Raw genomic sequence first — 19,229 nt, 5'->3', positions numbered from 1 at the left:
GTTCACGGTGCCACCTCCCGTACCCTCGACCCCATGTCGCTCTACGCCGCGTACGCCGGCAACCTCGACGCGCGGCTGATGACGCGCCGCGCACCGCACTCCCCGCTGCGCGGCACCGGCTGGCTGAACGGCTGGCGGCTGACGTTCGGCGGCGAGCAGATGGGCTGGGAAGGCGCGCTGGCCACCGTGGTCGAGGCGCCCCGCTCCCAGGTGTTCGTGGCCCTCTACGACCTGGCGCCGATGGACGAGGACTCCATGGACCGCTGGGAGGGCGTCGGCCTGGACATCTACCGGCGCATGCGGGTCCGCGTGCACACCCTGGACGGCGAGGAGCCGGCCTGGATGTACGTCCTGAACGGTTACGAGGGCGGCCTGCCCTCCGCCCGCTACCTCGGCGAGATCGCGGACGCGGCCGATTCCGCGGGCGCGCCGCACGACTATGTGATGGAACTCCGCAAGCGCCCCTGCTGACCGCCGGGGACCCGCGCTGATCTGCCCTTTCCCGGGGCCGTCCGCGCCTTGCTGTGGGAACACACAAACGAACGCGGGCAGACTCTGTACGGGAGCATCTACGCGCGTAGGGATTCAGCGGTTACGCTCATCCGCGTGAACGCATCAGTTATTCCGGACCACATCCAGGGCGACCCGCACGCCGCCGCTGCCGACGCCGCCGCCCGCCTGCGCGAGCTGACCGGTGCCGAGACCCACGACGTCGCCCTCGTGATGGGCTCCGGCTGGGCGCCGGCCGGCGATGCGCTCGGCACTCCGGAGGCCGAGTTCCCGGTGACGGACCTGCCCGGTTTCCCCGCTCCCGCCGTCGCGGGGCACGGCGGCACGATCCGCTCGTACCTCATCGGCGAGAAGCGCGCCCTGGTCTTCCTGGGCCGTACGCACTACTACGAGGGCCGCGGCGTCGCCGCCGTGGCGCACGGGGTGCGTACCGCCGTGGCCGCGGGCTGCAAGACCGTCGTGCTGACGAACGGCTGCGGCGGACTGCGCGAGGGCATGCGCCCGGGGCAGCCGGTCCTGATCAGTGACCACATCAACCTCACGGCGGCGTCGCCGATCATCGGCGCCAACTTCGTCGACCTGACCGACCTGTACTCGCCGCGGCTGCGCGCGCTGTGCAAGGAGATCGACGAGACCCTCGAAGAGGGTGTGTACGTGCAGTTCCCCGGCCCGCACTACGAGACGCCCGCCGAGATCAACATGGTCCGGGTGATGGGCGGCGACCTCGTCGGCATGTCCACCGTGCTGGAGGCCATCGCGGCCCGCGAGGCGGGCGCCGAGGTGCTGGGCCTCTCCCTGGTGACGAACCTGGCGGCGGGGCTGAGCGGGGAGCCGCTCAACCACGAAGAGGTGCTCCAGGCGGGGCGCGACTCGGCGACCCGGATGGGCTCGCTGCTGGCGAGGGTCCTGGACCGGATCTGACCGGTGGGCGGCGCCTCTACGGGGGCGCCGCCCCCGTAGCCCCGCTCCTCAATCGCCGGAGGGGCTTGATTCCACCACTAGGAAGGCGGACACCGTGACGACGCAGGACCTCATCGGCCGGGCCAGGACCTGGCTCGCCGAGGACCCCGATCCCGAGACGCGCGACGAGCTCGCGAAGCTCATCGACGCCGAGGACCTCGACGAGCTCGGCGCACGGTTCGCCGGCACGCTCCAGTTCGGCACCGCCGGACTCCGCGGCGAGATCGGCGCCGGACCGATGCGGATGAACCGCGCCGTCGTCATCCGCGCCGCCGCCGGGCTCGCCGCGTACCTGAAGGACCAGGGGCAGGCGGGCGGCCTCGTCGTCATCGGCTACGACGCCCGCTACAAGTCCACCGACTTCGCCCGGGACACGGCCGCCGTGATGACCGGCGCCGGTCTGCGGGCCGCGGTCCTCCCCCGCCCGCTCCCCACCCCCGTACTCGCGTACGCCATACGGCATCTGGGCGCCGTCGCGGGCGTCGAGGTCACCGCCAGCCACAACCCGCCGCGCGACAACGGCTACAAGGTCTACCTCGGCGACGGCTCGCAGATCGTGCCGCCCGCCGACGGCGAGATCGCCGCCGCCATCGCCGCGGTCGGCCCGCTGGACACCGTGCCCCGCCCCGGCAACGGCTGGGAGACCCTCGGCGACGAGGTCCTGGCCGCCTACCTGGAGCGTACGGACGCGGTCCTGGCCACCGGCTCGCCGCGCACGGCCCGCGTCGTGTACACGGCCATGCACGGCGTCGGCACCTCCGTGCTCACCGCCGCCTTCGACCGGGCCGGCTTCCCCGCCCCGGTCCTCGTCGCCGAACAGGCCGAGCCCGACCCCGCGTTCCCCACCGTCGCCTTCCCCAATCCGGAGGAACCCGGCGCGATGGATCTCGCGTTCGCCACCGCGCGCCGCTCGGACCCGGACCTCGTCATCGCCAACGACCCGGACGCCGACCGCTGCGCCGTCGCCGTCCCGGACCCGGCGGCGGACGGCGGCTGGCGGATGCTGCGCGGCGACGAGGTCGGCGCGCTGCTCGCCGCCCACCTCGTGGGACGTGGTGTCACCGGCGTGTTCGCCGAGTCGATCGTGTCCTCGTCCCTCCTCGGCCGGATCGCCGAGAAGGCGGGCCTCGGCTACGAGGAGACGCTGACCGGCTTCAAGTGGATCGCGCGTGTGGAGGGCCTGCGGTACGGCTACGAGGAGGCGCTCGGCTACTGCGTCGACCCGGACGGCGTCCGCGACAAGGACGGCATCACGGCCGCGCTCCTGGTCGCCGAACTGGCCTCCGTACTGAAGGAACAGGGCCGTACGCTCCTGGACCTGCTGGACGACCTCGCGGTCGAGCACGGACTGCACGCCACCGACCAGCTGTCCGTCCGGGTCGAGGACCTGTCCGTCATCGCGGACGCCATGCGGCGCCTGCGCGAGCAGCCGCCGACCGCGCTGGCGGGCCTGGCCGTCACCTCGGCCGAGGACCTGTCGCACGGCACCGGGCTGCTGCCGCCCACGGACGGCCTGCGCTACCAACTGGAGGGCGCGCGGGTGATCGTCCGCCCGAGCGGCACCGAGCCGAAGCTCAAGTGCTACCTGGAGGTCGTGGTGCCGGTCGGCTCGGCCGGCGAGCTGCCAGCGGCCCGTGCGCGGGGCGCGGAGCTGCTGTCCGGCATCAAGCGGGACCTGTCGGCCGCGGCCGGGATCTGACCCGAGGCTGCGGGCGACGGCCGTCGCCCGCAGCACGGCGGCGCGGCCGGGAGCGGCCGTCAGCCGATCGCGCCCAGCACCACCAGCAGCACCGCGCCCACCGCGGCCGGCGCGATCACCTCGTACGCCCAGCGGACCGACCTGGCCGGGGCTCCTTCGACGGGCTTCTCGCCCGCGCGCTCGGCGAGCTCCCGCAGGTCGACCACCGTCTGGTCCGCGGCCGCCACCCGGGCCTTCGTGTCGCGCACGTCGGCGGTGACGGACGTCCTGCGGTACGGGTCGTCCATCGACTGCTGGGTCTGGTGGCGGGCGGCCTTCTTGCGCTGCCGGAGCGACACCGGGACCGCCCAGAGCTGGAACTTCTCGCCGGCCCGGGTGAGGAGCTCGCTCGAGTACCCGGCCCGGACGTCCGCGACATCGGTCCACGGGAGCGTGATCGTCCGGAACGGGTTGCGGATCCGGATGCGCTGGTCGTTGGCGAAGACCACCGGCCGCAGGGTGAAGGCGACCACGAGCGGCACCACGGTCAGCAGCCCGGCCAGCGCCAGCCACGGCACTCGGCCCTCGCCCCGGACGGCCGCGTCGCCGCCGATCCAGCAGATGAGCAGGAGCAGCAGGGCGCCCCCGACCAGCCCGGCGGGCGACCGGAACGTCCGGTCGGCGTAGGTGGGCTCGGAAGGCGGCGTGGGGCTCGTCATGAGCCCGATTCTGCCTGACGCGGTCACGGAACGCGGGGGCGCCCGCCCGGACACGCGTACGGACGCCCGCCGGGCCCGTTCCGGGCGGGTGCGCGCGCCGCGGCCGGGCACCGCGCGATGCACGAACGGCCTGGGCCCCTGTACAGGCCGCTACGCGCGTAGATATGCTCCTCTGGTGACCATGCCCACCACTGCACCCGCATTCGCCGACGCGACGGCGTCCGACGGTGCGCTGCGCCGCTTCCTGCACGGGCTGCCCGGCGTCGACGCCGTCGGCCTCGAAGCGCGCGCCGCCTCGCTCGGAACCCGTTCGATCAAGACGACGGCCAAGGCGTACGCCATCGACCTGGCCATCTCGATGATCGACCTGACGACGCTGGAAGGCTCGGACACTCCGGGCAAGGTCCGCGCGCTCGCCGCCAAGGCCGTCCATCCCGACCCCACCGACCGCACGACCCCGCGCACCGCGGCCGTCTGCGTCTACCCCGACATGGCGGCGACCGCCGTCGCCGCGCTGGCCGGCTCAGGTGTGAAGGTGGCGTCCGTCGCGACGGCCTTCCCCGCCGGCCGTGCCGCACTCCCCGTGAAGCTCGCGGACGTCCGCGACGCCGTGGCCGCCGGGGCGGACGAGATCGACATGGTGATCGACCGGGGCGCGTTCCTCTCCGGCCGCTATCTGAAGGTGTACGAGGAGATCCTCGCCGTGAAGGCGGAGTGCGGGACGGCCCGCCTCAAGGTGATCTTCGAGACCGGCGAGCTGTCCACGTACGACAACATCCGGCGGGCCTCCTGGCTCGGGATGCTGGCGGGCGCGGACTTCATCAAGACGTCGACCGGCAAGGTCGGGGTCAACGCCACCCCCGCGAACACCCTGCTGATGCTGGAGGCGGTGCGCGACTTCCGGGCGCAGACCGGCGTCCAGATCGGCGTGAAGCCGGCCGGCGGCATCCGCACCTCCAAGGACGCCCTCAAGTTCCTCGTCCTGGTGAACGAGACGGCGGGCGAGGACTGGCTGGACAACCACTGGTTCCGCTTCGGCGCCTCCAGCCTGCTGAACGACCTGCTGATGCAGCGCCAGAAGCTCAGCACCGGCCGTTACTCCGGCCCCGATTACGTGACGGTGGACTGATTCCCATGGCATCTGCATTCGAGTACGCACCGGCGCCGGAGTCCCGTTCCGTCGTCGACATCGCCCCCTCCTACGGCCTCTTCATCGACGGCGAGTTCACCGACGCCGCCGACGGCCAGGTCTTCAAGACGGTCAGCCCGTCGTCCGAGGAGGTCCTCTCCGAGGTCGCGCGGGCCGGCGCCGAGGACGTGGACCGGGCCGTGAAGGCGGCCCGCCGCGCGTTCGAGAAGTGGTCGGTGCTGCCCGGCTCCGAGCGCGCCAAGTACCTCTTCCGGATCGCCCGGATCATCCAGGAGCGCAGCCGCGAGCTCGCCGTCCTCGAGACGCTCGACAACGGCAAGCCGATCAAGGAGACCCGCGACGCGGACCTCCCGCTGGTCGCCGCGCACTTCTTCTACTACGCGGGCTGGGCCGACAAGCTGGACCACGCGGGCTACGGCGCGAACCCGCGCCCGCTCGGCGTCGCCGGCCAGATCATCCCGTGGAACTTCCCGCTCCTGATGCTCGCGTGGAAGATCGCCCCGGCGCTCGCCACCGGCAACACGGTGGTGCTGAAGCCGGCCGAGACGACCCCGCTCTCCGCCCTCTTCTTCGCGGACATCTGCCGCCAGGCCGGCCTGCCCAGGGGCGTCGTCAACATCCTGACGGGGTACGGGGACGCCGGCGAGGCACTGGTCTCGCACCCGGACGTCAACAAGGTCGCCTTCACCGGTTCGACCGCGGTCGGCAAGGCCATCGCCCGCCAGATCGCGGGCACGGACAAGAAGGCCACCCTGGAGCTGGGCGGCAAGGGCGCCAACATCGTCTTCGACGACGCCCCCATCGACCAGGCCGTCGAGGGCATCGTCACCGGCATCTTCTTCAACCAGGGCCAGGTCTGCTGCGCGGGCTCGCGCCTCCTGGTCCAGGAGTCCATCGAGGACGAACTGCTGGACGCCCTCAAGCGCCGGCTGTCCACGCTGCGCCTGGGCGACCCGCTGGACAAGAACACCGACATCGGCGCGATCAACTCCGCGGAGCAGCTCTCCCGGATCACCGCGCTCGTCGAGACCGGCGAGGCCGAGGGCGCGGACCGCTGGTCGGCGCCGTGCGAGCTGCCGTCCGCCGGTTACTGGTTCGCGCCGACGCTGTTCACCGGCGTCACCCAGGCGCACACCGTCGCCCGCGACGAGATCTTCGGACCGGTGCTGTCGGTGCTGTCGTTCCGTACGCCGGACGAGGCGGTCGCCAAGGCCAACAACAGCCAGTACGGCCTCTCGGCCGGCATCTGGACGGAGAAGGGCTCCCGCATCCTCGCGGTGGCGAACAAGCTCCGGGCGGGTGTCGTCTGGGCCAACACGTTCAACAAGTTCGACCCGACCTCGCCGTTCGGCGGATACAAGGAGTCGGGCTTCGGCCGCGAAGGCGGCCGTCACGGCCTGGAGGCGTACCTCGATGTCCGATAACCGTCTGAGCGTCTTCAAGACCTACAAGCTGTACGTCGGGGGCAAGTTCCCCCGCTCCGAGAGCGGCCGGGTGTACGAGGTGACCGACTCCAAGGGCAAGTGGCTGGCGAACGCGCCCCAGTCCTCCCGCAAGGACGCGCGGGACGCCGTCGTGGCCGCCCGCAAGGCGTTCGGCGGCTGGTCGGGCGCGACCGCGTACAACCGCGGCCAGGTCCTCTACCGCGTCGCCGAGATGCTGGAGGGCCGCCGGGACCAGTTCGTCCGGGAGGTCGCGGAGGCCGAGGGGCTGTCGAAGTCCAAGGCCGCGGCCGTCGTGGACGCGGCGGTCGACCGCTGGGTCTGGTACGCGGGCTGGACGGACAAGATCGCCCAGATCGTGGGCGGGGCGAACCCGGTCGCGGGACCGTTCTTCAACCTCTCGACCCCCGAGCCGACCGGCGTGGTGACCGTCCTCGCCCCGCAGGAGTCCTCGTTCCTGGGCCTGGTCTCGGTGGTCGCCCCGGTGATCGCGAGCGGCAACACCGCGGTCGTGGTGGCCTCGGCGCGGTCCCCGCTGCCCGCGCTGTCGCTGGGCGAGGTGCTGGCCACCTCGGACCTGCCGGGCGGTGTGGTCAACATCCTGTCCGGGAAGACCGCGGAGATCGCCACGCCGCTCGCCTCGCACCAGGACGTGAACGGCATCGACCTGACGGGGGCGGACGCGGAGCTGGCCAAGGAGCTGGAGATCGCGGCGGCCGACAACCTCAAGCGCGTCGCGCGCCCACAGGCCGTGGACGGCGACGACTGGTCGGCGGACCCGGGCACCCGCCGTCTGACGGCGTTCCTGGAGACCAAGACGGTCTGGCACCCGACGGGCGCGCTGGGCGTGTCGGGCTCCTCGTACTGACCCGGACAGGACGGCGGCCCGCGCCCCGGGATCTCCGGGACACGGGCCGCCTCCGTGTCAGCCGTGCAGCAGACCGGTGACCTGACCCACCACGGGCAGGTCCTTCAGCGCGCCGCCGTCGGTCACCGGGTCGGTGAGCGAGGCGGTGGAGACGGGCTTGAAGTCGGCCACCTGCGTGCCCACCGCGTTGTCCAGCGGGTCCACGCCCGTGCCGGCCAGCGGGTCGAGCCGCAGGTGCGTCACGGGGGCGATGCCGCTGTCGAGCGAGTGGCCGAGCGCCCCGGTGACCGCGCCACCGGCCGCCTCACCGGCCTCGCCGAGGGTGCTGTCGGTCCCCGTCGCCTGCACGAGGGGCAGCGGCGCCGCCTGGGCCGCCGCACCCCCCGCACCGAGCGCGGCGCCCACCGCGGTGACGGTCAGCCCGGCCCGCAGCAGTGTGCGGCGCCGGGACTTGGAAAGTGCGTGACGTGCCATGAATTTCCCACCTGGTTCGGGCCGATCGGACCATCGGTCGAGTAATCGGTTGAGTGCGTAGCGTAGTTGAGGTGTGATGCTGGATACCAACACGACCTCCGGGGGATCCCCTGTGCGGGTCAATGCCTCACACTCGTGTTCTGTGAGTTCCCAAGCGATTTCGAGCCGCGTCGTCCTGCTGGCCGGCCCCTCCGGCTCCGGCAAGTCCTCCCTCGCCGCCCGCACCGGTCTTCCGGTGCTGCGGCTGGACGACTTCTACAAGGAGGCGGGCGACCCCACGCTGCCTCTCGTGACCGGCAGTACGGACATCGACTGGGACTCCGCCCGGTCCTGGGACGCCGATGCGGCGGTCGCCGCGATCACGGACCTGTGCCGTACCGGCCGCACGGACGTCCCGGTGTACGACATCGCCACCAGCTCCCGGATCGGGCACGAGGGCTTCCACATCGAGCGCACCCCGCTCTTCGTGGCCGAGGGGATCTTCGCCGCGGACATCGTCGAACGGTGCCAGTCGCTGGGCGTACTGGCCGACGCCCTGTGCCTGCGCGGCCGCCCGTCGACGACGTTCCGCCGCCGGCTGCTGCGCGACCTGCGGGAAGGCCGCAAGTCGGTGCCGTTCCTCCTGCGGCGGGGATGGCGCCTGATGCGGACCGAACGCAGAATCGTGGCCCGCCAGGCAGAACTGGGAGCCCACCCCTGCAACAAGGCCGAGGCCCTGGGCCGCCTGGCCGCCGCAGCAGCGGGCAGATGCCGCACCCCGGCCCCGACCCCGGCGAAGGCAAGCCCTTCCGTCGACTGAGAGACCGGGCCCGGGCGGCAATCCAAGCCCCTTCCCGGGTGAGGACCGGGCTCAGGCGGCCATCCAAGCCGCTCCCGGGTGAAAACCGGGCTCAGGCGGCATTTGAAGCCCCTCCGGCGATTGAGGAGCGGGGGTCCGGGGGCAGCGCCCCCGGACAGCCCGCGCCCCGGACCCCCGCGCACACGCCGAAGGGCCGGACAGGACCCCCCGGCCCGTCCGACCCTTCAGCTTCCCCGTACCCCCGTACCCCCGTGCTCCCCCGTACCCCCGTACGCCACCGCCTCCCCCGAAGCAGCGGCCCCGCCCCCGTATCCCCCCGTAGCCTCAGGCCACCAGCTCGCCGAAGGACTCCTCCTCGTCACGGCCGAAGCTGAGGACCTCGTCCTCACGCAGCCGGCGGAGCGACCGCCAGATGCTGGACTTCACCGTGCCGACACTGATGTCGAGGATGGACGCGATCTCCGGGTCCGTGCGGCCCTCGTAGTAGCGCAGGACCAGCATCGTGCGCTGCGTCTCGGGCAGCCGCGCCAGCGCCTGCCAGAGCACGGCGCGCAGCTCCGTACCGCGCATCGCGTCCGTGTCGCCCGCCGTCTCCGGCAGCTCCTCGGTCGGGTATTCGTTCAGCTTGCGCCTGCGCCAGGCGCTGATGTGCAGATTGGTCATGGTGCGGCGGAGATACCCGCCGACCGCCGCCTTGTCGCTGATCCGGTCCCACGCCCGGTACGTCGAGAAGAGGGCGCTCTGCAGCAGATCCTCGGCCTCGAACCGGTCACCGGTCAGGTGGTAGGCGGTGGCGTACAGGGAGGCGCGGCGCTCCCGGACGTAGGCCGTGAACGCCGCTTCGGCGTCCTCGGCCCCCGCCGGGCCCTTCCGCTCCCCCGTGACCTCCCCGTACGCGCTTCCCCCGTTGCCCGCCCCTGTGGGTGCGGACGCGTCGACCACCGTCATGAATGACGGGTGCTGACGCCCGGCGCCACGAACGCACCCCCGCCCGTTCACTGCGGCGCCGGACTTCTCGGTGCTCCGGCCGACGTCGTGGAGACGCGTGACAACTGCGCTGGTGCTGATGCCGTGCGTTGCGTTGTTCATCTCGCGCCCCCCGTCGGTGGAGTCCGTCCGTTCCTTGTGTCAACGAGCTTGCCGGGGCGATTTCATGGCCCTGTCCGCCGACTGTCACAGACCTGTCACAGGGCCCGGCGGCAACACGAAACGGGGGTGCCGGATGCATGAGAGGGGACCAACTGTCGAACTAGGGCTCCCCCATGGGTCAGAATGACCAGCGTGCCTTTCCTGTTGCTGATCGAGGACGACGACGCCATCCGCACGGCCCTCGAACTCTCGCTGTCACGCCAGGGCCACCGTGTGGCCACCGCGGCGACGGGAGAGGACGGCCTCAACCTGCTGCGCGAGCAGCGGCCCGACCTGGTCGTACTGGATGTGATGCTGCCCGGGATCGACGGTTTCGAGGTGTGCCGGCGCATCCGGCGCACCGACCAGCTGCCGATCATCCTGCTGACCGCCCGGAGCGACGACATCGACGTCGTGGTCGGTCTGGAGTCCGGTGCCGACGACTACGTGGTGAAACCCGTGCAGGGCCGGGTGCTCGACGCCCGCATCCGCGCGGTGCTGCGCCGGGGCGAGCGCGAGTCCACGGACTCCGCGACCTTCGGCAGCGTGGTCATCGACCGGTCCGCCATGACCGTCACCAAGAACGGCGAGGACCTGCAGCTCACGCCGACCGAGCTGCGACTCCTGCTGGAACTGAGCCGACGGCCGGGCCAGGCCCTGTCCCGGCAGCAATTGCTGCGCCTGGTCTGGGAACACGACTACCTCGGTGACTCCCGGCTGGTGGACGCCTGTGTCCAGCGGCTGCGCGCGAAGGTGGAGGACGTACCGTCCTCGCCGACCCTGATCCGTACCGTGCGGGGCGTGGGATACCGGCTGGACTCGCCGCAGTGAGCACGGCTGTGCGGCGGAGCCTGCTCGCCGGGCTCCGCTGGACCAGCCTGCGGCTGCGGCTCGTCGTCGTGTTCGCCCTGGTCGCCCTGACCGCCGCGGTGTCCGCGTCCGGGATCGCGTACTGGCTGAACCGCGAGGCGGTGCTGACCCGTACGCAGGACTCCGCGCTCGGGGACTTCCGTCAGGAGATGCAGGCCCGCGCGGCCTCGCTGCCGCTCGGTCCGACCAAGGACGAACTGCAGACCGCAGCCGTGCAGATAGCGAGCAGCAGTCCCGGATACAGCGTGCTGCTGATCGACGAGCGCGACACCGGCAAGCCGATCGTCGGCAACTCCGACCTGGACACGTTCACGCTCGACAACGTGCCGTTGTCGCTGCAGGAGCAGGTCAACCGGAAGCAGACGGTCAAGACGGGCAACAAGTACCCCTACCACCTGTTCTGGCAGCGCACCTCTATCCGCGGCACGCCGTACCTCGTGGCCGGCACGAAGATCATCGGCGGTGGCCCGACCGGCTACATGCTCAAGTCGCTCGACCAGGAACGGCAGGACCTCAACTCCCTCGCCTGGTCACTGGGGATCGCCACCGCGCTGGCCCTGGTCGGCTCCGCGCTGCTCGCGCAGGCCGCGGCGACGACGGTGCTGCGCCCGGTGCAACGGCTGGGCGACGCCGCCCGCAAGCTCGGCGAGGGCAAGCTGGACACCCGGCTCGTGGTGTCCGGCACCGATGAACTGGCCGACCTCTCGCGTACGTTCAACAGAACGGCGAGCTCGCTGGAGAAGAAGGTCGCGGACATGAGCGCGCGGGAGGAGTCCAGCCGCCGCTTCGTCGCCGACATGTCGCACGAACTGCGCACCCCGCTCACCGCGATCACCGCGGTCGCCGAGGTGCTGGAGGACGAGGCCGACAGCCTGGACCCGATGATCGCGCCCGCCGTGCACCTGGTGGTCAGCGAGACCCGGCGCCTCAACGACCTGGTGGAGAACCTGATGGAGGTCACCCGCTTCGACGCGGGCACGGCCCGGCTGGTCCTCGACACCGTCGACGTCGCCGACCAGGTGACCGCGTGCATCGACGCCCGGGCCTGGCTGGACGCGGTCGACCTGGACGCCGAGCGCGGCATGATGGTCCACCTCGATCCGCGCCGGCTCGACGTGATCCTGGCCAATCTGATCGGCAACGCGCTGAAGCACGGCGGATCGCCGGTCCGGGTCGCCGTACGGACCGAGGGCGACGACCTCCTCATCGAGGTGCGCGACCACGGGCCGGGCATCCCCGAGGACGTGCTGCCGCACGTCTTCGACCGCTTCTACAAGGCCAGCGCCTCCCGGCCGCGCTCCGAGGGCAGCGGTCTCGGGCTGTCGATCGCCATGGAGAACGCGCACATCCACGGCGGCGACATCACCGCGGCGAACTCCCCGGACGGCGACGGCGCGGTGTTCGTCCTGCGGCTGCCGCGCGACGCAGAGACACTGAACCGCACCACCGAGGGTCACGACGCACAGATCCCGGACGAGGAGGACGACGCGACGTGACGCCCAGCGAACACCGGGGCCGCCGCCCCGCAGCCGTCCTGGCGGCGGCCGCGCTCTGCGCCGTACTGGCGACGGGCTGCGGGATCCGAACGACGTCGGTACCGGTCGACGCCGGCGCCGCCCCCTCGCGGGTGCCGTGCGCGATGCCCGCGGAGGACATCACCACCCAGGCCCAGCAGGGCATCCCCGTGCAGATCTATCTGGTGTGCGCCTCGGCCCTGTTCACCGTGGACCGCACGGTGCAGGTCCAGGAGTCGACGTCGGACCGGCTCCGCATCGCCGACGCCCTCCTGGACCAGCTGCAGCAGGAACCCCCCGCCGCCGAGCGGCAGGCGGGCTTCTCCACCCACGTCCCCGAGACGCTGCGGGTGGGCGGCCCGCGCGCCGGCGACCCCAAGGGCACGCTGCGGCTCAGCACGCAGCCGGAGGACCTGCCGACCGAGGCGCTGGCCCAGATCGTCTGTACGTACGCCGAGAGCGAGGCGCTCGTCCCCGGGAGCACGGTGACGCTGGGCGGCCCGGGGAACTACGCGCCGCGCGGCTATCTGTGCACGGCGGAGACGAAGGCCAGCCCGGAGGCGGTCCCGACCCGGGGCGCGGTCGCACTGCGCTGACCGGGGCGGGGCGGACACCGGGCCGGCCGGGGGCCGGATCCGGGGACGGCCCCCGGGGCCGCTTCCGGGCAGGCGCACGGCCCTTCGTGCGGCTCCCCGGCACGGTGAGCCAGGTCTCCCCCGTCCGAGCGGAACCGATCCTGCCGCTGCCCGCGTCTTGGGCAACGTGCGTCAAGGTTCGGGCGGCCAAGCCGTCATCCGCTTCCGCGCGGTCGGAGTGTCACTCCTCCTCGCGCATCTGCTGCTCGTCGGGTGGCTGACTCTGCGCCCGCTGGACGTGCCGTGGATGACCGCCGCCAACCTCCAGCCCTTCGCCGGCATCAAGGCCGACCTGTCCCTCGGCCCGGTCACCGCCGCCCGCCGCATCGGCAAGGAGCTCCTGCTGCTGGCCCCGCTGGGCGTCCTGCTGCCGATGGCCGGGGGGCGCCTGTTCGTGTCCCCCTGGTCCTCGCTGGCCCGTACGGTCGCGGCCGGGGCACTGATCTCGCTGGCGATCGAGCTCGGCCAGACCGGGGTGCCCGGCCAGGTCGTCGACGTCGACTCGCTGATCCTCAACACCGCGGGCGTCGCGCTCGCCCACGTACTGATCGTCCCGGCGTGGCGGGCGCGGCAGCGCCGCCGCACACAGCAGCTGGTCCGGCCGCTCCCCCGGATCGGCCACGAGGCCCCTCAGGGGTCGACCCCGACGATTTCCAGGGTCGGTATCGCCCCGTAGAGCGACGCTTTGCCCCGGTTGTGCGCGCCATCCTGGATACATCGCACCGGGAGGGCAACAGGCCGCTCCCGGAGACGGTCCACCAAGGAGCCCACCATGGCCGCACTTGCCCGCCCCAGTGACGGACGCATGATCGGCGGAGTGTGCGCGGCGCTGGCACGGCGCTTCGGCACCTCCGCGGGGACCATGCGCGTCATCTTCCTCGTCTCGTGCCTGCTGCCGGGCCCGCAGTTCCTGCTCTACCTGGGGCTGTGGCTGCTGCTCCCCACGGAGAAGACCTCGTCCGCGACCGCCTGGTAGCGGCCTCCGCCGACGACGACGCGCACGACGACACGCCTGTGGGCGGGCACCCGGCAAGGGTGCCCGCCCACAGGCGTGTGACGGACCGCTTGGGGACGGACCGCTCTCAGCGGCCGAGCGGCAGACCGTTGGCCGACAGGCCGCTGGTGGTCAGACCACCGGCGGGCATGCCGCCGAGGAGGCCCTTGGCCGGGGCGGTGGCGTCGTCGAGGACCTTCGTCTGGCTGGTGCCGAGAAGCTCGGCGGCGGTGTCCTGGACCGGCAGGGTCGACGTGGCGTTCGCCAGGGCGCCGGCGACGGGCAGGGCGCCGGTCGCGGCGTCCAGCGGCAGCGCGGAGGCGGACGCGGTCCCGGCGGCGGCAGCGGCGAACGCGGCACCGAGGGCGGCGACGCCGAGAGTCCTGGCAGCAGACTGCTTCATGTGAAATTCATCCTTGGGGAAGGGGATGTGAGCGGCTCTGCAACGTAGTCAGCCCACCACCCGTCCCGCAAACATCCAAAAACGCGGGAAACGGCCGGGAAAATGAATCCCGGCCGTTTCCCGTACGCGTCCGCTCAGCCGCCGGCAGAGGAAGACACGCTGGTCGCAGCGGTCTGCTCGAAGAGCCATTCGGACTTCAGCTCGGCGTACCCGGGCTTGATGACGTCGCTGATCATCGCCAGACGTTCATCGAAAGGAATGAATGCTGATTTCATCGCATTGACGGTGAACCACTGCATGTCATCGAGCGTGTATCCGAACGTCTCGGTCAGCTTCTCGAATTCCCGGCTCATGCTCGTACCGCTCATCAGCCGGTTGTCGGTGTTCACCGTGGCCCGGAAGTGGAGCCTGCGCAGCAGCCCGATGGGGTGCTCGGCGTACGAGGCCGCGGCACCGGTCTGCAGGTTGGAGGTCGGGCAGAGCTCCAGCGGGATGCGCTTGTCCCGTACGTAGGAGGCGAGCCGGCCGAGCTTCACGCTGCCGTCCGCGGCGACCTCGATGTCGTCGATGATGCGCACGCCGTGGCCGAGCCGGTCGGCGCCGCACCACTGGATGGCCTGCCAGATCGACGGCAGGCCGAAGGCCTCGCCCGCGTGGATGGTGAAGTGGTTGTTCTCGCGCTTGAGGTACTCGAACGCGTCGAGGTGCCGGGTGGGCGGGAAGCCCGCCTCGGCGCCCGCGATGTCGAAGCCGACGACGCCCTGGTCGCGGTAGCGGTTGGCGAGTTCGGCGATCTCCAGCGAACGGGCCGCGTGCCGCATCGCGGTGAGCAGCGCGCCCACCCGGATCCGGTTGCCGTCCCGGCGGGCCCGGGCCTCGCCCTCGCGGAAGCCCGCGTTGACCGCCTCGACGACCTCTTCGAGGCTCAGCCCGGCTTCCAGGTGCTGCTCGGGCGCGTACCGGATCTCGGCGTAGACGACACCGTCGGCGGCCAGGTCCTCGGCGCACTCGGCGGCGACCCTGACGAGCGCGTCACGGGTCTGCATGACGGCGCAGGTGTGGGCGAACGTCTCCAGATACCGCTCCAGCGACCCGGAGTCGGCGGCCTCCCGGAACCAGATGCCGAGCTTGTCGGCATCGCTCTCGGGAAGTCCGTCGTAACCGTTGGCCGCCGCGAGTTCGACGATCGTCCCGGGGCGCAGGCCGCCGTCGAGGTGGTCGTGGAGAAGGACCTTGGGGGCACGCCGGATCTGATCCTGGCCGGGCACATTGAGGGTCGGGCTCATCATCCACGCACTCTAGCGCCTACGCGCGTAGAGCGCTGCTGGGCGCGGCTCGTCGATGCGTAACAGTGACCGCGAATACGGGTGGCGTACACCTGCCCTTCTGACACTGTTACGTCATGGCACAGCGCGCACTACCCCTGCCTGCTGCGAGGCTGGGACGGGCCGTCAGAACGGCCGGAGCATCCACCGCGGTCAGCGGAGTGGTCCTGCTGCTCCCGGACGGCGAGCCCTGCTCGTACCGCCGCCCCTCCCCCTTCTCGTACGCCCTCCAGCTCCCGCTGGCCCGCTCCCTGGCCCGCGCCGGGGGCGACGACGGCCTCGCCGCGCACGTGGTGCACTACCGCTGCCGCGGCTGGAACACGACGGACGCGCAGCTCGCGGCGGACGCCGAATGGGCGGTGGACGAGGTCGTCCGCCGCTACGGCGACATCCCGGTCTGCCTGGCCGGCCACGGCATGGGCGGCCGGGCGGCCCTCCGCGCCGGCGGCCACCCGGCGGTGAGCTCGGTCCTCGCGATGGCCCCGTGGCTGCCGGGCGAGGCGGACGCCGAACCGGAGCCGGTGAAACACCTGGTCGGCCGTCAGGTCCTGCTGGTGCACGGCACGAACGACGCCCGCTCGGACCCGGAGCTCTCCTTCCGCCTGGCCGAGCGCGCGAAGAAGTCCAACCGCGACACCTGCCGCTTCGAGGTCCACTCGGACGGCCACTCCCTGCGCCAGCACCACGCCGAAGTCACCGCCCTGGCAGCGGACTTCGTACGCGGCTCCCTGTTCGCCCACAACTACGCCCGCCCGGTCGCGGATGCACTGGCGGCTCCGCCGCCCCTGGGCCTGCGGATGCCGCTGGCGGCGGGGTTCGGCAAGTCGCTGCGGGGGTGAGGCGGAGAGGCGGGGCCGGGCCGGAGATCCCCGACCCGGCTCAACCGAGCTGAGTCTCGAAGCCGTTGTCCAGGCAGTACTGCGTGACGAGCGAGAGCGCCGGGCGATCATTGCTCTTCATCGCCGCCACTGTGGCCTCCGCCAGGGTGCGCCCTTCCCCGACGGGCTCGTCCCGGAGCGGTTCCATCGCGAGGAAGGCGTCATCGGCGACGGCCCCGACCATGTCGTACCCCGATGCCCCGTCCGCTTCCGCGCCCGAGTCCTCGGCGTCCACCGCTTCGTCCCGCACCTCCTGCCACGCCCCGAGCTGGGTGCAGTAACTCTCTCGCTGCTCGGTCAGCCGCTGTTCGCTCCCACCGTCGCCGGAGGAACACGCGGCCGTCGCCGCGAGCACTGCGAGTACCGGGACGATCGTCCTGATCAAGCGCACCATGCTCCCCGTTGCCCCCACCCAGCCGAACGCCTGCGCCGGCTCGTCCCGATCACCCACAACTCCCGCCGCAGGGTAGCCCCATCGGGCGTGGAGATGCGGGCTCTTCCCAGGACACCTGGGTACACGTGCGTCATGACTCCGGCTCGCTCCTTACCCGACAGCGCGACCGAGTGGTGGATCTACCTCGGCGCGTTCTCCCTCTACGTGCTCACCCGATTGGTCCTGGCCTGGCGACAGGCACGCAAAGACGGTGCCGATCACCCTGTGCGCGCCGCCTTCTCGGAGGAGGAACCGGAGGAGTCGAACACCTCCGTGGCCATCGGGGCCTTCCGTTCCTACCGGCAGCTCGCGGGATTCGTCGGAGGTACGGTCGCGATCGTCCTGGTGGCCACCCTGACCGACGGACCCCTGCGGCTGATGCTGATGTGCACCCTCGCTCCCGTCATCGTCATGGCGCTGGCCTACCTCGACTTCCGCCTCGCCCGCACCGCACGCCAACGCTCCGCAGGGTCATTCGGGGGAGGCCGGCGGGGAGCCTGACCGGCAGCATGCCCCGTCCCGGCCGCAACCGGGCGGGGCACCTGTACACCTGCGTCCCCGGTGGCTAGCCGGCCTCACCGTCCGGGAAGGCGCCCGCCCCCGGGCTCGACGCCGGGCCCCGCTGCGACCGGCTCGCGGCAACCGCTGCCTCGACGAACGAGGCGACGAGTGGCCGGTGGTCGAGCTGCGACCAGGCGACGACCAGTCGGCTGGGCGCCGCATCGACCACCGGCTTGTGGACCAGCCCCGGGTGAACGGGTTCGACGGACGACTGCGGCAGGATCGCGATGGTCCGGCCGAGCATGATCAGCTGCGTCATCTGCGCCACGTCCACGATCTCCGGGCCGGTCCCGCTGCCCGGGACCCCCTTCCAGCGCGGCAGCGTCTCATGCTCCAGGTCGGCCATGCGCAGCTCGGTGCGCGCGGCCAGCCGGTGGTCCCGCGGCAGAATCGCCACACGCCCTTCGACGAACAGCGTCTCGGACTCCAGTCCCGTGAGATCGTCGAACGGCGCGTACAACAGCGCCACATCGGCCCTGCCGTCACGCAGATAGTCCGCGCGGTCGGTGGCACCGCCGAACAGAATGTCCACCCTGCGCGCATCGGGCTGCCCGGCATACGCGGCAAGAATCCCGGACAGCAGGTTGGCATCGCCACCGGGCTTGATCACCAGCCGTAGCTGCGCCTGGACGTCACCGGCCCGGCGCGCACTCCGGGCCGCGGCGCTCACCGCGTTGAGCGCGTGGCGGCCGTGATGCAGCAACGCCTCTCCGGCCGGCGTCAGCGAGACGTGACGGCTGGAGCGCACGAGCAACTGAACGCCGAGCCGCGTTTCGACACGTTGAATCGCTTTCGACAGCGCCGGCTGCGCGATGGCGAGGCGCGCGGCGGCATGGCCGAAGTGCAGTTCCTCGGCGACCGCGACGAAGTAGTCGAGCTCACGCGTCTCCAGATCAACCATGCCTCCAGGTTATCGCTGAAGAATCAATCGGTCTTGGACTTCATTCGTGGGCCGAGGTTCGATTGACCCATGATTCACCACACAATGATCGTCTCCTTCACCGACTCCATCCCTGTCGCCGAGCTGGATCAGTTCCTCAAGGACATCGAACAGGTCATGCGCGACTCGGGGCAGATCGTGACGTTCGCGGCCTCGCGCCACATCCGGGTGCCGGCCGAGGACCACAGCCCGGCGCCCAAGGCCTCCGCGATCGTGCAGATCTCCCTGGCCGACCTCGACGCGCTCAACGACTCGTTCGCGACCCCAGGCCTTGAGGACGTCATCAAGCGCTGGCAGTCCCGTCACCCCTACAAGGTCGTCTGGGCCAACCACGAGCCGCTCTCCTGACGGAGTCGGACCCACTCGGCTCCTCACCGGGCAACCGGTCCCGTCTCCGCCCACACCGTCTTGCCCGGCCCGAGCCGATCGCTCACGCCCCAGCGGGCGGCGGTCTCCTCGACGATGAGGAGGCCCCTGCCCCCGTCGGCCTCCGGGTCGACCCGGGGCGCGGCGGCTGGGTCCGGGCGGGCCTCGTGGGTGTCGGAGATCTCGACACGTACGACTCCGGTCCCGTACGCGTACACGAGCCGCAGCTCGAAGTCGCGCCCCGGCACCCGCCCGTGCAGGACCGCGTTGGCCGCAAGCTCGGCGACGAGGAGCGCCACGGTGTCGGAGAGCTGCGTGCCGTACGGGACCCCCCAGACATCGAGCTTCCATACAGCCAGGCGCCGCGCGAGGGTCGCGCCCAGGCGGGTGGCGGAGCAGCGCTGGGCGAACACGCTTACGGTTACGGGCGGTTGGGCTTGCAGTGCTGTCATGCGCCAAGCGTTCCGCCTCGACCACCCGCGCCAGCAGGAACAACACCCATACAGATCCCTCTGTATGGGTTGACTCCCTGGACGGGGTGGGTAACCGTCCGTGATCATTGTCGAGTTGATCGATGCGCGG

The 19,229-nt window shown here is 71.6% G+C and carries 23 protein-coding genes; 15 read left to right on the top strand and 8 right to left on the bottom strand.

Annotation, left to right across the window (positions count from 1 at the left end; genetic code table 11):
* Positions 1–33 precede the first annotated feature (33 nt).
* From OG408_RS24840 to OG408_RS24830, 3 genes are all read left to right on the top strand, one after another.
* Positions 34–471 carry a gamma-glutamylcyclotransferase gene (locus OG408_RS24840; RefSeq protein WP_024490113.1) on the top strand — a complete coding sequence of 146 codons (438 nt, stop codon included), beginning with the start codon at positions 34–36 and terminating at the stop codon, positions 469–471.
* A 135-nt stretch (positions 472–606) separates the two neighbouring features.
* Positions 607–1,431 carry a purine-nucleoside phosphorylase gene (locus OG408_RS24835; protein ID WP_266782024.1) on the top strand — a complete coding sequence of 275 codons (825 nt, stop codon included), beginning with the start codon at positions 607–609 and terminating at the stop codon, positions 1,429–1,431.
* A gap of 94 nt (positions 1,432–1,525) precedes the next feature.
* A complete protein-coding gene (locus OG408_RS24830) occupies positions 1,526–3,169 on the top strand; it encodes a phospho-sugar mutase (protein ID WP_326672018.1) in 1,644 nt (547 codons plus the stop codon).
* 59 nt (positions 3,170–3,228) lie between these two features.
* Here the strand turns inward: OG408_RS24830 and OG408_RS24825 are convergent, their stop codons facing one another.
* Positions 3,229–3,867, bottom strand: a complete 639-nt coding sequence (locus tag OG408_RS24825) for a PH domain-containing protein (protein ID WP_285564763.1) — start codon at positions 3,865–3,867, stop codon at positions 3,229–3,231.
* Between the two features lie 181 nt (positions 3,868–4,048).
* Between OG408_RS24825 and deoC the strand changes: the two genes are divergently transcribed.
* From deoC to OG408_RS24810, 3 genes are read left to right on the top strand one after another with little or no spacing between them, the layout of a single operon-like run.
* Positions 4,049–4,996, top strand: coding sequence for a deoxyribose-phosphate aldolase (deoC, locus tag OG408_RS24820; protein ID WP_285564764.1), 948 nt, complete (start codon positions 4,049–4,051; stop codon positions 4,994–4,996).
* Between the two features lie 5 nt (positions 4,997–5,001).
* Positions 5,002–6,441, top strand: coding sequence for an aldehyde dehydrogenase family protein (locus tag OG408_RS24815; RefSeq protein WP_326672015.1), 1,440 nt, complete (start codon positions 5,002–5,004; stop codon positions 6,439–6,441).
* Positions 6,431–7,327, top strand: a complete 897-nt coding sequence (locus OG408_RS24810) for an aldehyde dehydrogenase family protein (protein ID WP_266782015.1) — start codon at positions 6,431–6,433, stop codon at positions 7,325–7,327. The genes OG408_RS24815 and OG408_RS24810 overlap by 11 nt, the downstream gene beginning before the upstream one ends.
* 57 nt (positions 7,328–7,384) lie before the next feature.
* Here OG408_RS24810 and OG408_RS24805 read toward each other — a convergent pair whose 3' ends face one another.
* A complete protein-coding gene (locus tag OG408_RS24805) occupies positions 7,385–7,801 on the bottom strand; it encodes a hypothetical protein (RefSeq protein WP_266782013.1) in 417 nt (138 codons plus the stop codon).
* 76 nt (positions 7,802–7,877) lie between these two features.
* Here OG408_RS24805 and OG408_RS24800 point away from each other — a divergent pair, with 76 nt between their 5' ends.
* Positions 7,878–8,600, top strand: a complete 723-nt coding sequence (locus tag OG408_RS24800; protein ID WP_285564766.1) for a uridine kinase family protein — start codon at positions 7,878–7,880, stop codon at positions 8,598–8,600.
* A gap of 324 nt (positions 8,601–8,924) precedes the next feature.
* Here the strand turns inward: OG408_RS24800 and OG408_RS24795 are convergent, their stop codons facing one another.
* Positions 8,925–9,689: a SigE family RNA polymerase sigma factor gene (locus tag OG408_RS24795; protein ID WP_266782009.1), complete on the bottom strand. Its 765-nt coding sequence runs from the start codon at positions 9,687–9,689 to the stop codon at positions 8,925–8,927.
* A 192-nt stretch (positions 9,690–9,881) separates the two neighbouring features.
* Here OG408_RS24795 and afsQ1 point away from each other — a divergent pair, with 192 nt between their 5' ends.
* The 5 genes from afsQ1 (at position 9,882) to OG408_RS24770 (ending at position 13,723) form a co-directional block, all read left to right on the top strand.
* Positions 9,882–10,559: a two-component system response regulator AfsQ1 gene (gene afsQ1, locus OG408_RS24790; protein WP_185095372.1), complete on the top strand. Its 678-nt coding sequence runs from the start codon at positions 9,882–9,884 to the stop codon at positions 10,557–10,559.
* Positions 10,556–12,094, top strand: a complete 1,539-nt coding sequence (locus OG408_RS24785) for a sensor histidine kinase (RefSeq protein ID WP_285564769.1) — start codon at positions 10,556–10,558, stop codon at positions 12,092–12,094. Before afsQ1 ends, OG408_RS24785 begins: the two co-directional genes overlap by 4 nt.
* Positions 12,091–12,708, top strand: coding sequence for a hypothetical protein (locus OG408_RS24780; protein ID WP_266782004.1), 618 nt, complete (start codon positions 12,091–12,093; stop codon positions 12,706–12,708). Before OG408_RS24785 ends, OG408_RS24780 begins: the two co-directional genes overlap by 4 nt.
* Positions 12,709–12,874: 166 nt before the next feature.
* Positions 12,875–13,423: a VanZ family protein gene (locus tag OG408_RS24775; RefSeq protein WP_266782002.1), complete on the top strand. Its 549-nt coding sequence runs from the start codon at positions 12,875–12,877 to the stop codon at positions 13,421–13,423.
* A gap of 96 nt (positions 13,424–13,519) precedes the next feature.
* Positions 13,520–13,723 (top strand): PspC domain-containing protein, encoded by a 204-nt coding sequence (locus tag OG408_RS24770; RefSeq protein ID WP_266782000.1) that lies wholly within the window; start codon positions 13,520–13,522, stop codon positions 13,721–13,723.
* A 106-nt stretch (positions 13,724–13,829) separates the two neighbouring features.
* Here the strand turns inward: OG408_RS24770 and OG408_RS24765 are convergent, their stop codons facing one another.
* Complete coding sequence (locus tag OG408_RS24765; protein WP_266781998.1) at positions 13,830–14,144, bottom strand: hypothetical protein; 315 nt, start codon at positions 14,142–14,144, stop codon at positions 13,830–13,832.
* Between the two features lie 134 nt (positions 14,145–14,278).
* Positions 14,279–15,433 carry an adenosine deaminase gene (locus OG408_RS24760; protein WP_266781996.1) on the bottom strand — a complete coding sequence of 385 codons (1,155 nt, stop codon included), beginning with the start codon at positions 15,431–15,433 and terminating at the stop codon, positions 14,279–14,281.
* Positions 15,434–15,546: 113 nt separating this feature from the next.
* On the opposite strand from OG408_RS24760, the gene OG408_RS24755 reads away from it, so the two are divergent.
* A complete protein-coding gene (locus OG408_RS24755; RefSeq protein WP_285564770.1) occupies positions 15,547–16,308 on the top strand; it encodes an alpha/beta hydrolase in 762 nt (253 codons plus the stop codon).
* Between the two features lie 40 nt (positions 16,309–16,348).
* Here OG408_RS24755 and OG408_RS24750 read toward each other — a convergent pair whose 3' ends face one another.
* Positions 16,349–16,741, bottom strand: a complete 393-nt coding sequence (locus OG408_RS24750; RefSeq protein ID WP_285564771.1) for a hypothetical protein — start codon at positions 16,739–16,741, stop codon at positions 16,349–16,351.
* Positions 16,742–16,873: 132 nt separating this feature from the next.
* On the opposite strand from OG408_RS24750, the gene OG408_RS24745 reads away from it, so the two are divergent.
* On the top strand, positions 16,874–17,281 hold the full coding sequence (locus OG408_RS24745; RefSeq protein WP_285564772.1) for a hypothetical protein: 408 nt from the start codon (positions 16,874–16,876) through the stop codon (positions 17,279–17,281).
* A 64-nt stretch (positions 17,282–17,345) separates the two neighbouring features.
* On the opposite strand, the gene OG408_RS24740 is transcribed toward OG408_RS24745, so the two are convergent.
* On the bottom strand, positions 17,346–18,242 hold the full coding sequence (locus OG408_RS24740; RefSeq protein WP_326672007.1) for a LysR family transcriptional regulator: 897 nt from the start codon (positions 18,240–18,242) through the stop codon (positions 17,346–17,348).
* Between the two features lie 69 nt (positions 18,243–18,311).
* Here OG408_RS24740 and OG408_RS24735 point away from each other — a divergent pair, with 69 nt between their 5' ends.
* Positions 18,312–18,629 (top strand): hypothetical protein, encoded by a 318-nt coding sequence (locus OG408_RS24735; protein WP_326672005.1) that lies wholly within the window; start codon positions 18,312–18,314, stop codon positions 18,627–18,629.
* 23 nt (positions 18,630–18,652) lie between these two features.
* Here OG408_RS24735 and OG408_RS24730 read toward each other — a convergent pair whose 3' ends face one another.
* A complete protein-coding gene (locus OG408_RS24730; protein ID WP_326672003.1) occupies positions 18,653–19,099 on the bottom strand; it encodes an ATP-binding protein in 447 nt (148 codons plus the stop codon).
* Positions 19,100–19,229 lie beyond the last annotated feature (130 nt).

Origin of the sequence: Streptomyces sp. NBC_01257 (assembly GCF_035917255.1) — a bacterium.
GTDB lineage: Bacteria > Actinomycetota > Actinomycetes > Streptomycetales > Streptomycetaceae > Streptomyces.
The sequence above is the reverse complement of the archived record's forward strand: the minus strand, read 5'-3'. Positions and strand labels throughout refer to the sequence as shown.

Coding starts and splice junctions, on each gene's coding strand:
- OG408_RS24840 (WP_024490113.1), top strand. CDS start 34: ATGTCGCTCTACGCCGCGTACGCCGGCAACCTCGACGCGCGGCTGATG.
- OG408_RS24825 (WP_285564763.1), bottom strand. CDS start 3,867: ATGACGAGCCCCACGCCGCCTTCCGAGCCCACCTACGCCGACCGGACG.
- deoC (WP_285564764.1), top strand. CDS start 4,049: ATGCCCACCACTGCACCCGCATTCGCCGACGCGACGGCGTCCGACGGT.
- OG408_RS24815 (WP_326672015.1), top strand. CDS start 5,002: ATGGCATCTGCATTCGAGTACGCACCGGCGCCGGAGTCCCGTTCCGTC.
- OG408_RS24810 (WP_266782015.1), top strand. CDS start 6,431: ATGTCCGATAACCGTCTGAGCGTCTTCAAGACCTACAAGCTGTACGTC.
- OG408_RS24805 (WP_266782013.1), bottom strand. CDS start 7,801: ATGGCACGTCACGCACTTTCCAAGTCCCGGCGCCGCACACTGCTGCGG.
- OG408_RS24800 (WP_285564766.1), top strand. CDS start 7,878: ATGCTGGATACCAACACGACCTCCGGGGGATCCCCTGTGCGGGTCAAT.
- OG408_RS24795 (WP_266782009.1), bottom strand. CDS start 9,689: ATGAACAACGCAACGCACGGCATCAGCACCAGCGCAGTTGTCACGCGT.
- OG408_RS24770 (WP_266782000.1), top strand. CDS start 13,520: ATGGCCGCACTTGCCCGCCCCAGTGACGGACGCATGATCGGCGGAGTG.
- OG408_RS24765 (WP_266781998.1), bottom strand. CDS start 14,144: ATGAAGCAGTCTGCTGCCAGGACTCTCGGCGTCGCCGCCCTCGGTGCC.
- OG408_RS24760 (WP_266781996.1), bottom strand. CDS start 15,433: ATGATGAGCCCGACCCTCAATGTGCCCGGCCAGGATCAGATCCGGCGT.
- OG408_RS24755 (WP_285564770.1), top strand. CDS start 15,547: ATGGCACAGCGCGCACTACCCCTGCCTGCTGCGAGGCTGGGACGGGCC.
- OG408_RS24750 (WP_285564771.1), bottom strand. CDS start 16,741: ATGGTGCGCTTGATCAGGACGATCGTCCCGGTACTCGCAGTGCTCGCG.
- OG408_RS24745 (WP_285564772.1), top strand. CDS start 16,874: ATGACTCCGGCTCGCTCCTTACCCGACAGCGCGACCGAGTGGTGGATC.
- OG408_RS24740 (WP_326672007.1), bottom strand. CDS start 18,242: ATGGTTGATCTGGAGACGCGTGAGCTCGACTACTTCGTCGCGGTCGCC.
- OG408_RS24735 (WP_326672005.1), top strand. CDS start 18,312: ATGATTCACCACACAATGATCGTCTCCTTCACCGACTCCATCCCTGTC.
- OG408_RS24730 (WP_326672003.1), bottom strand. CDS start 19,099: ATGACAGCACTGCAAGCCCAACCGCCCGTAACCGTAAGCGTGTTCGCC.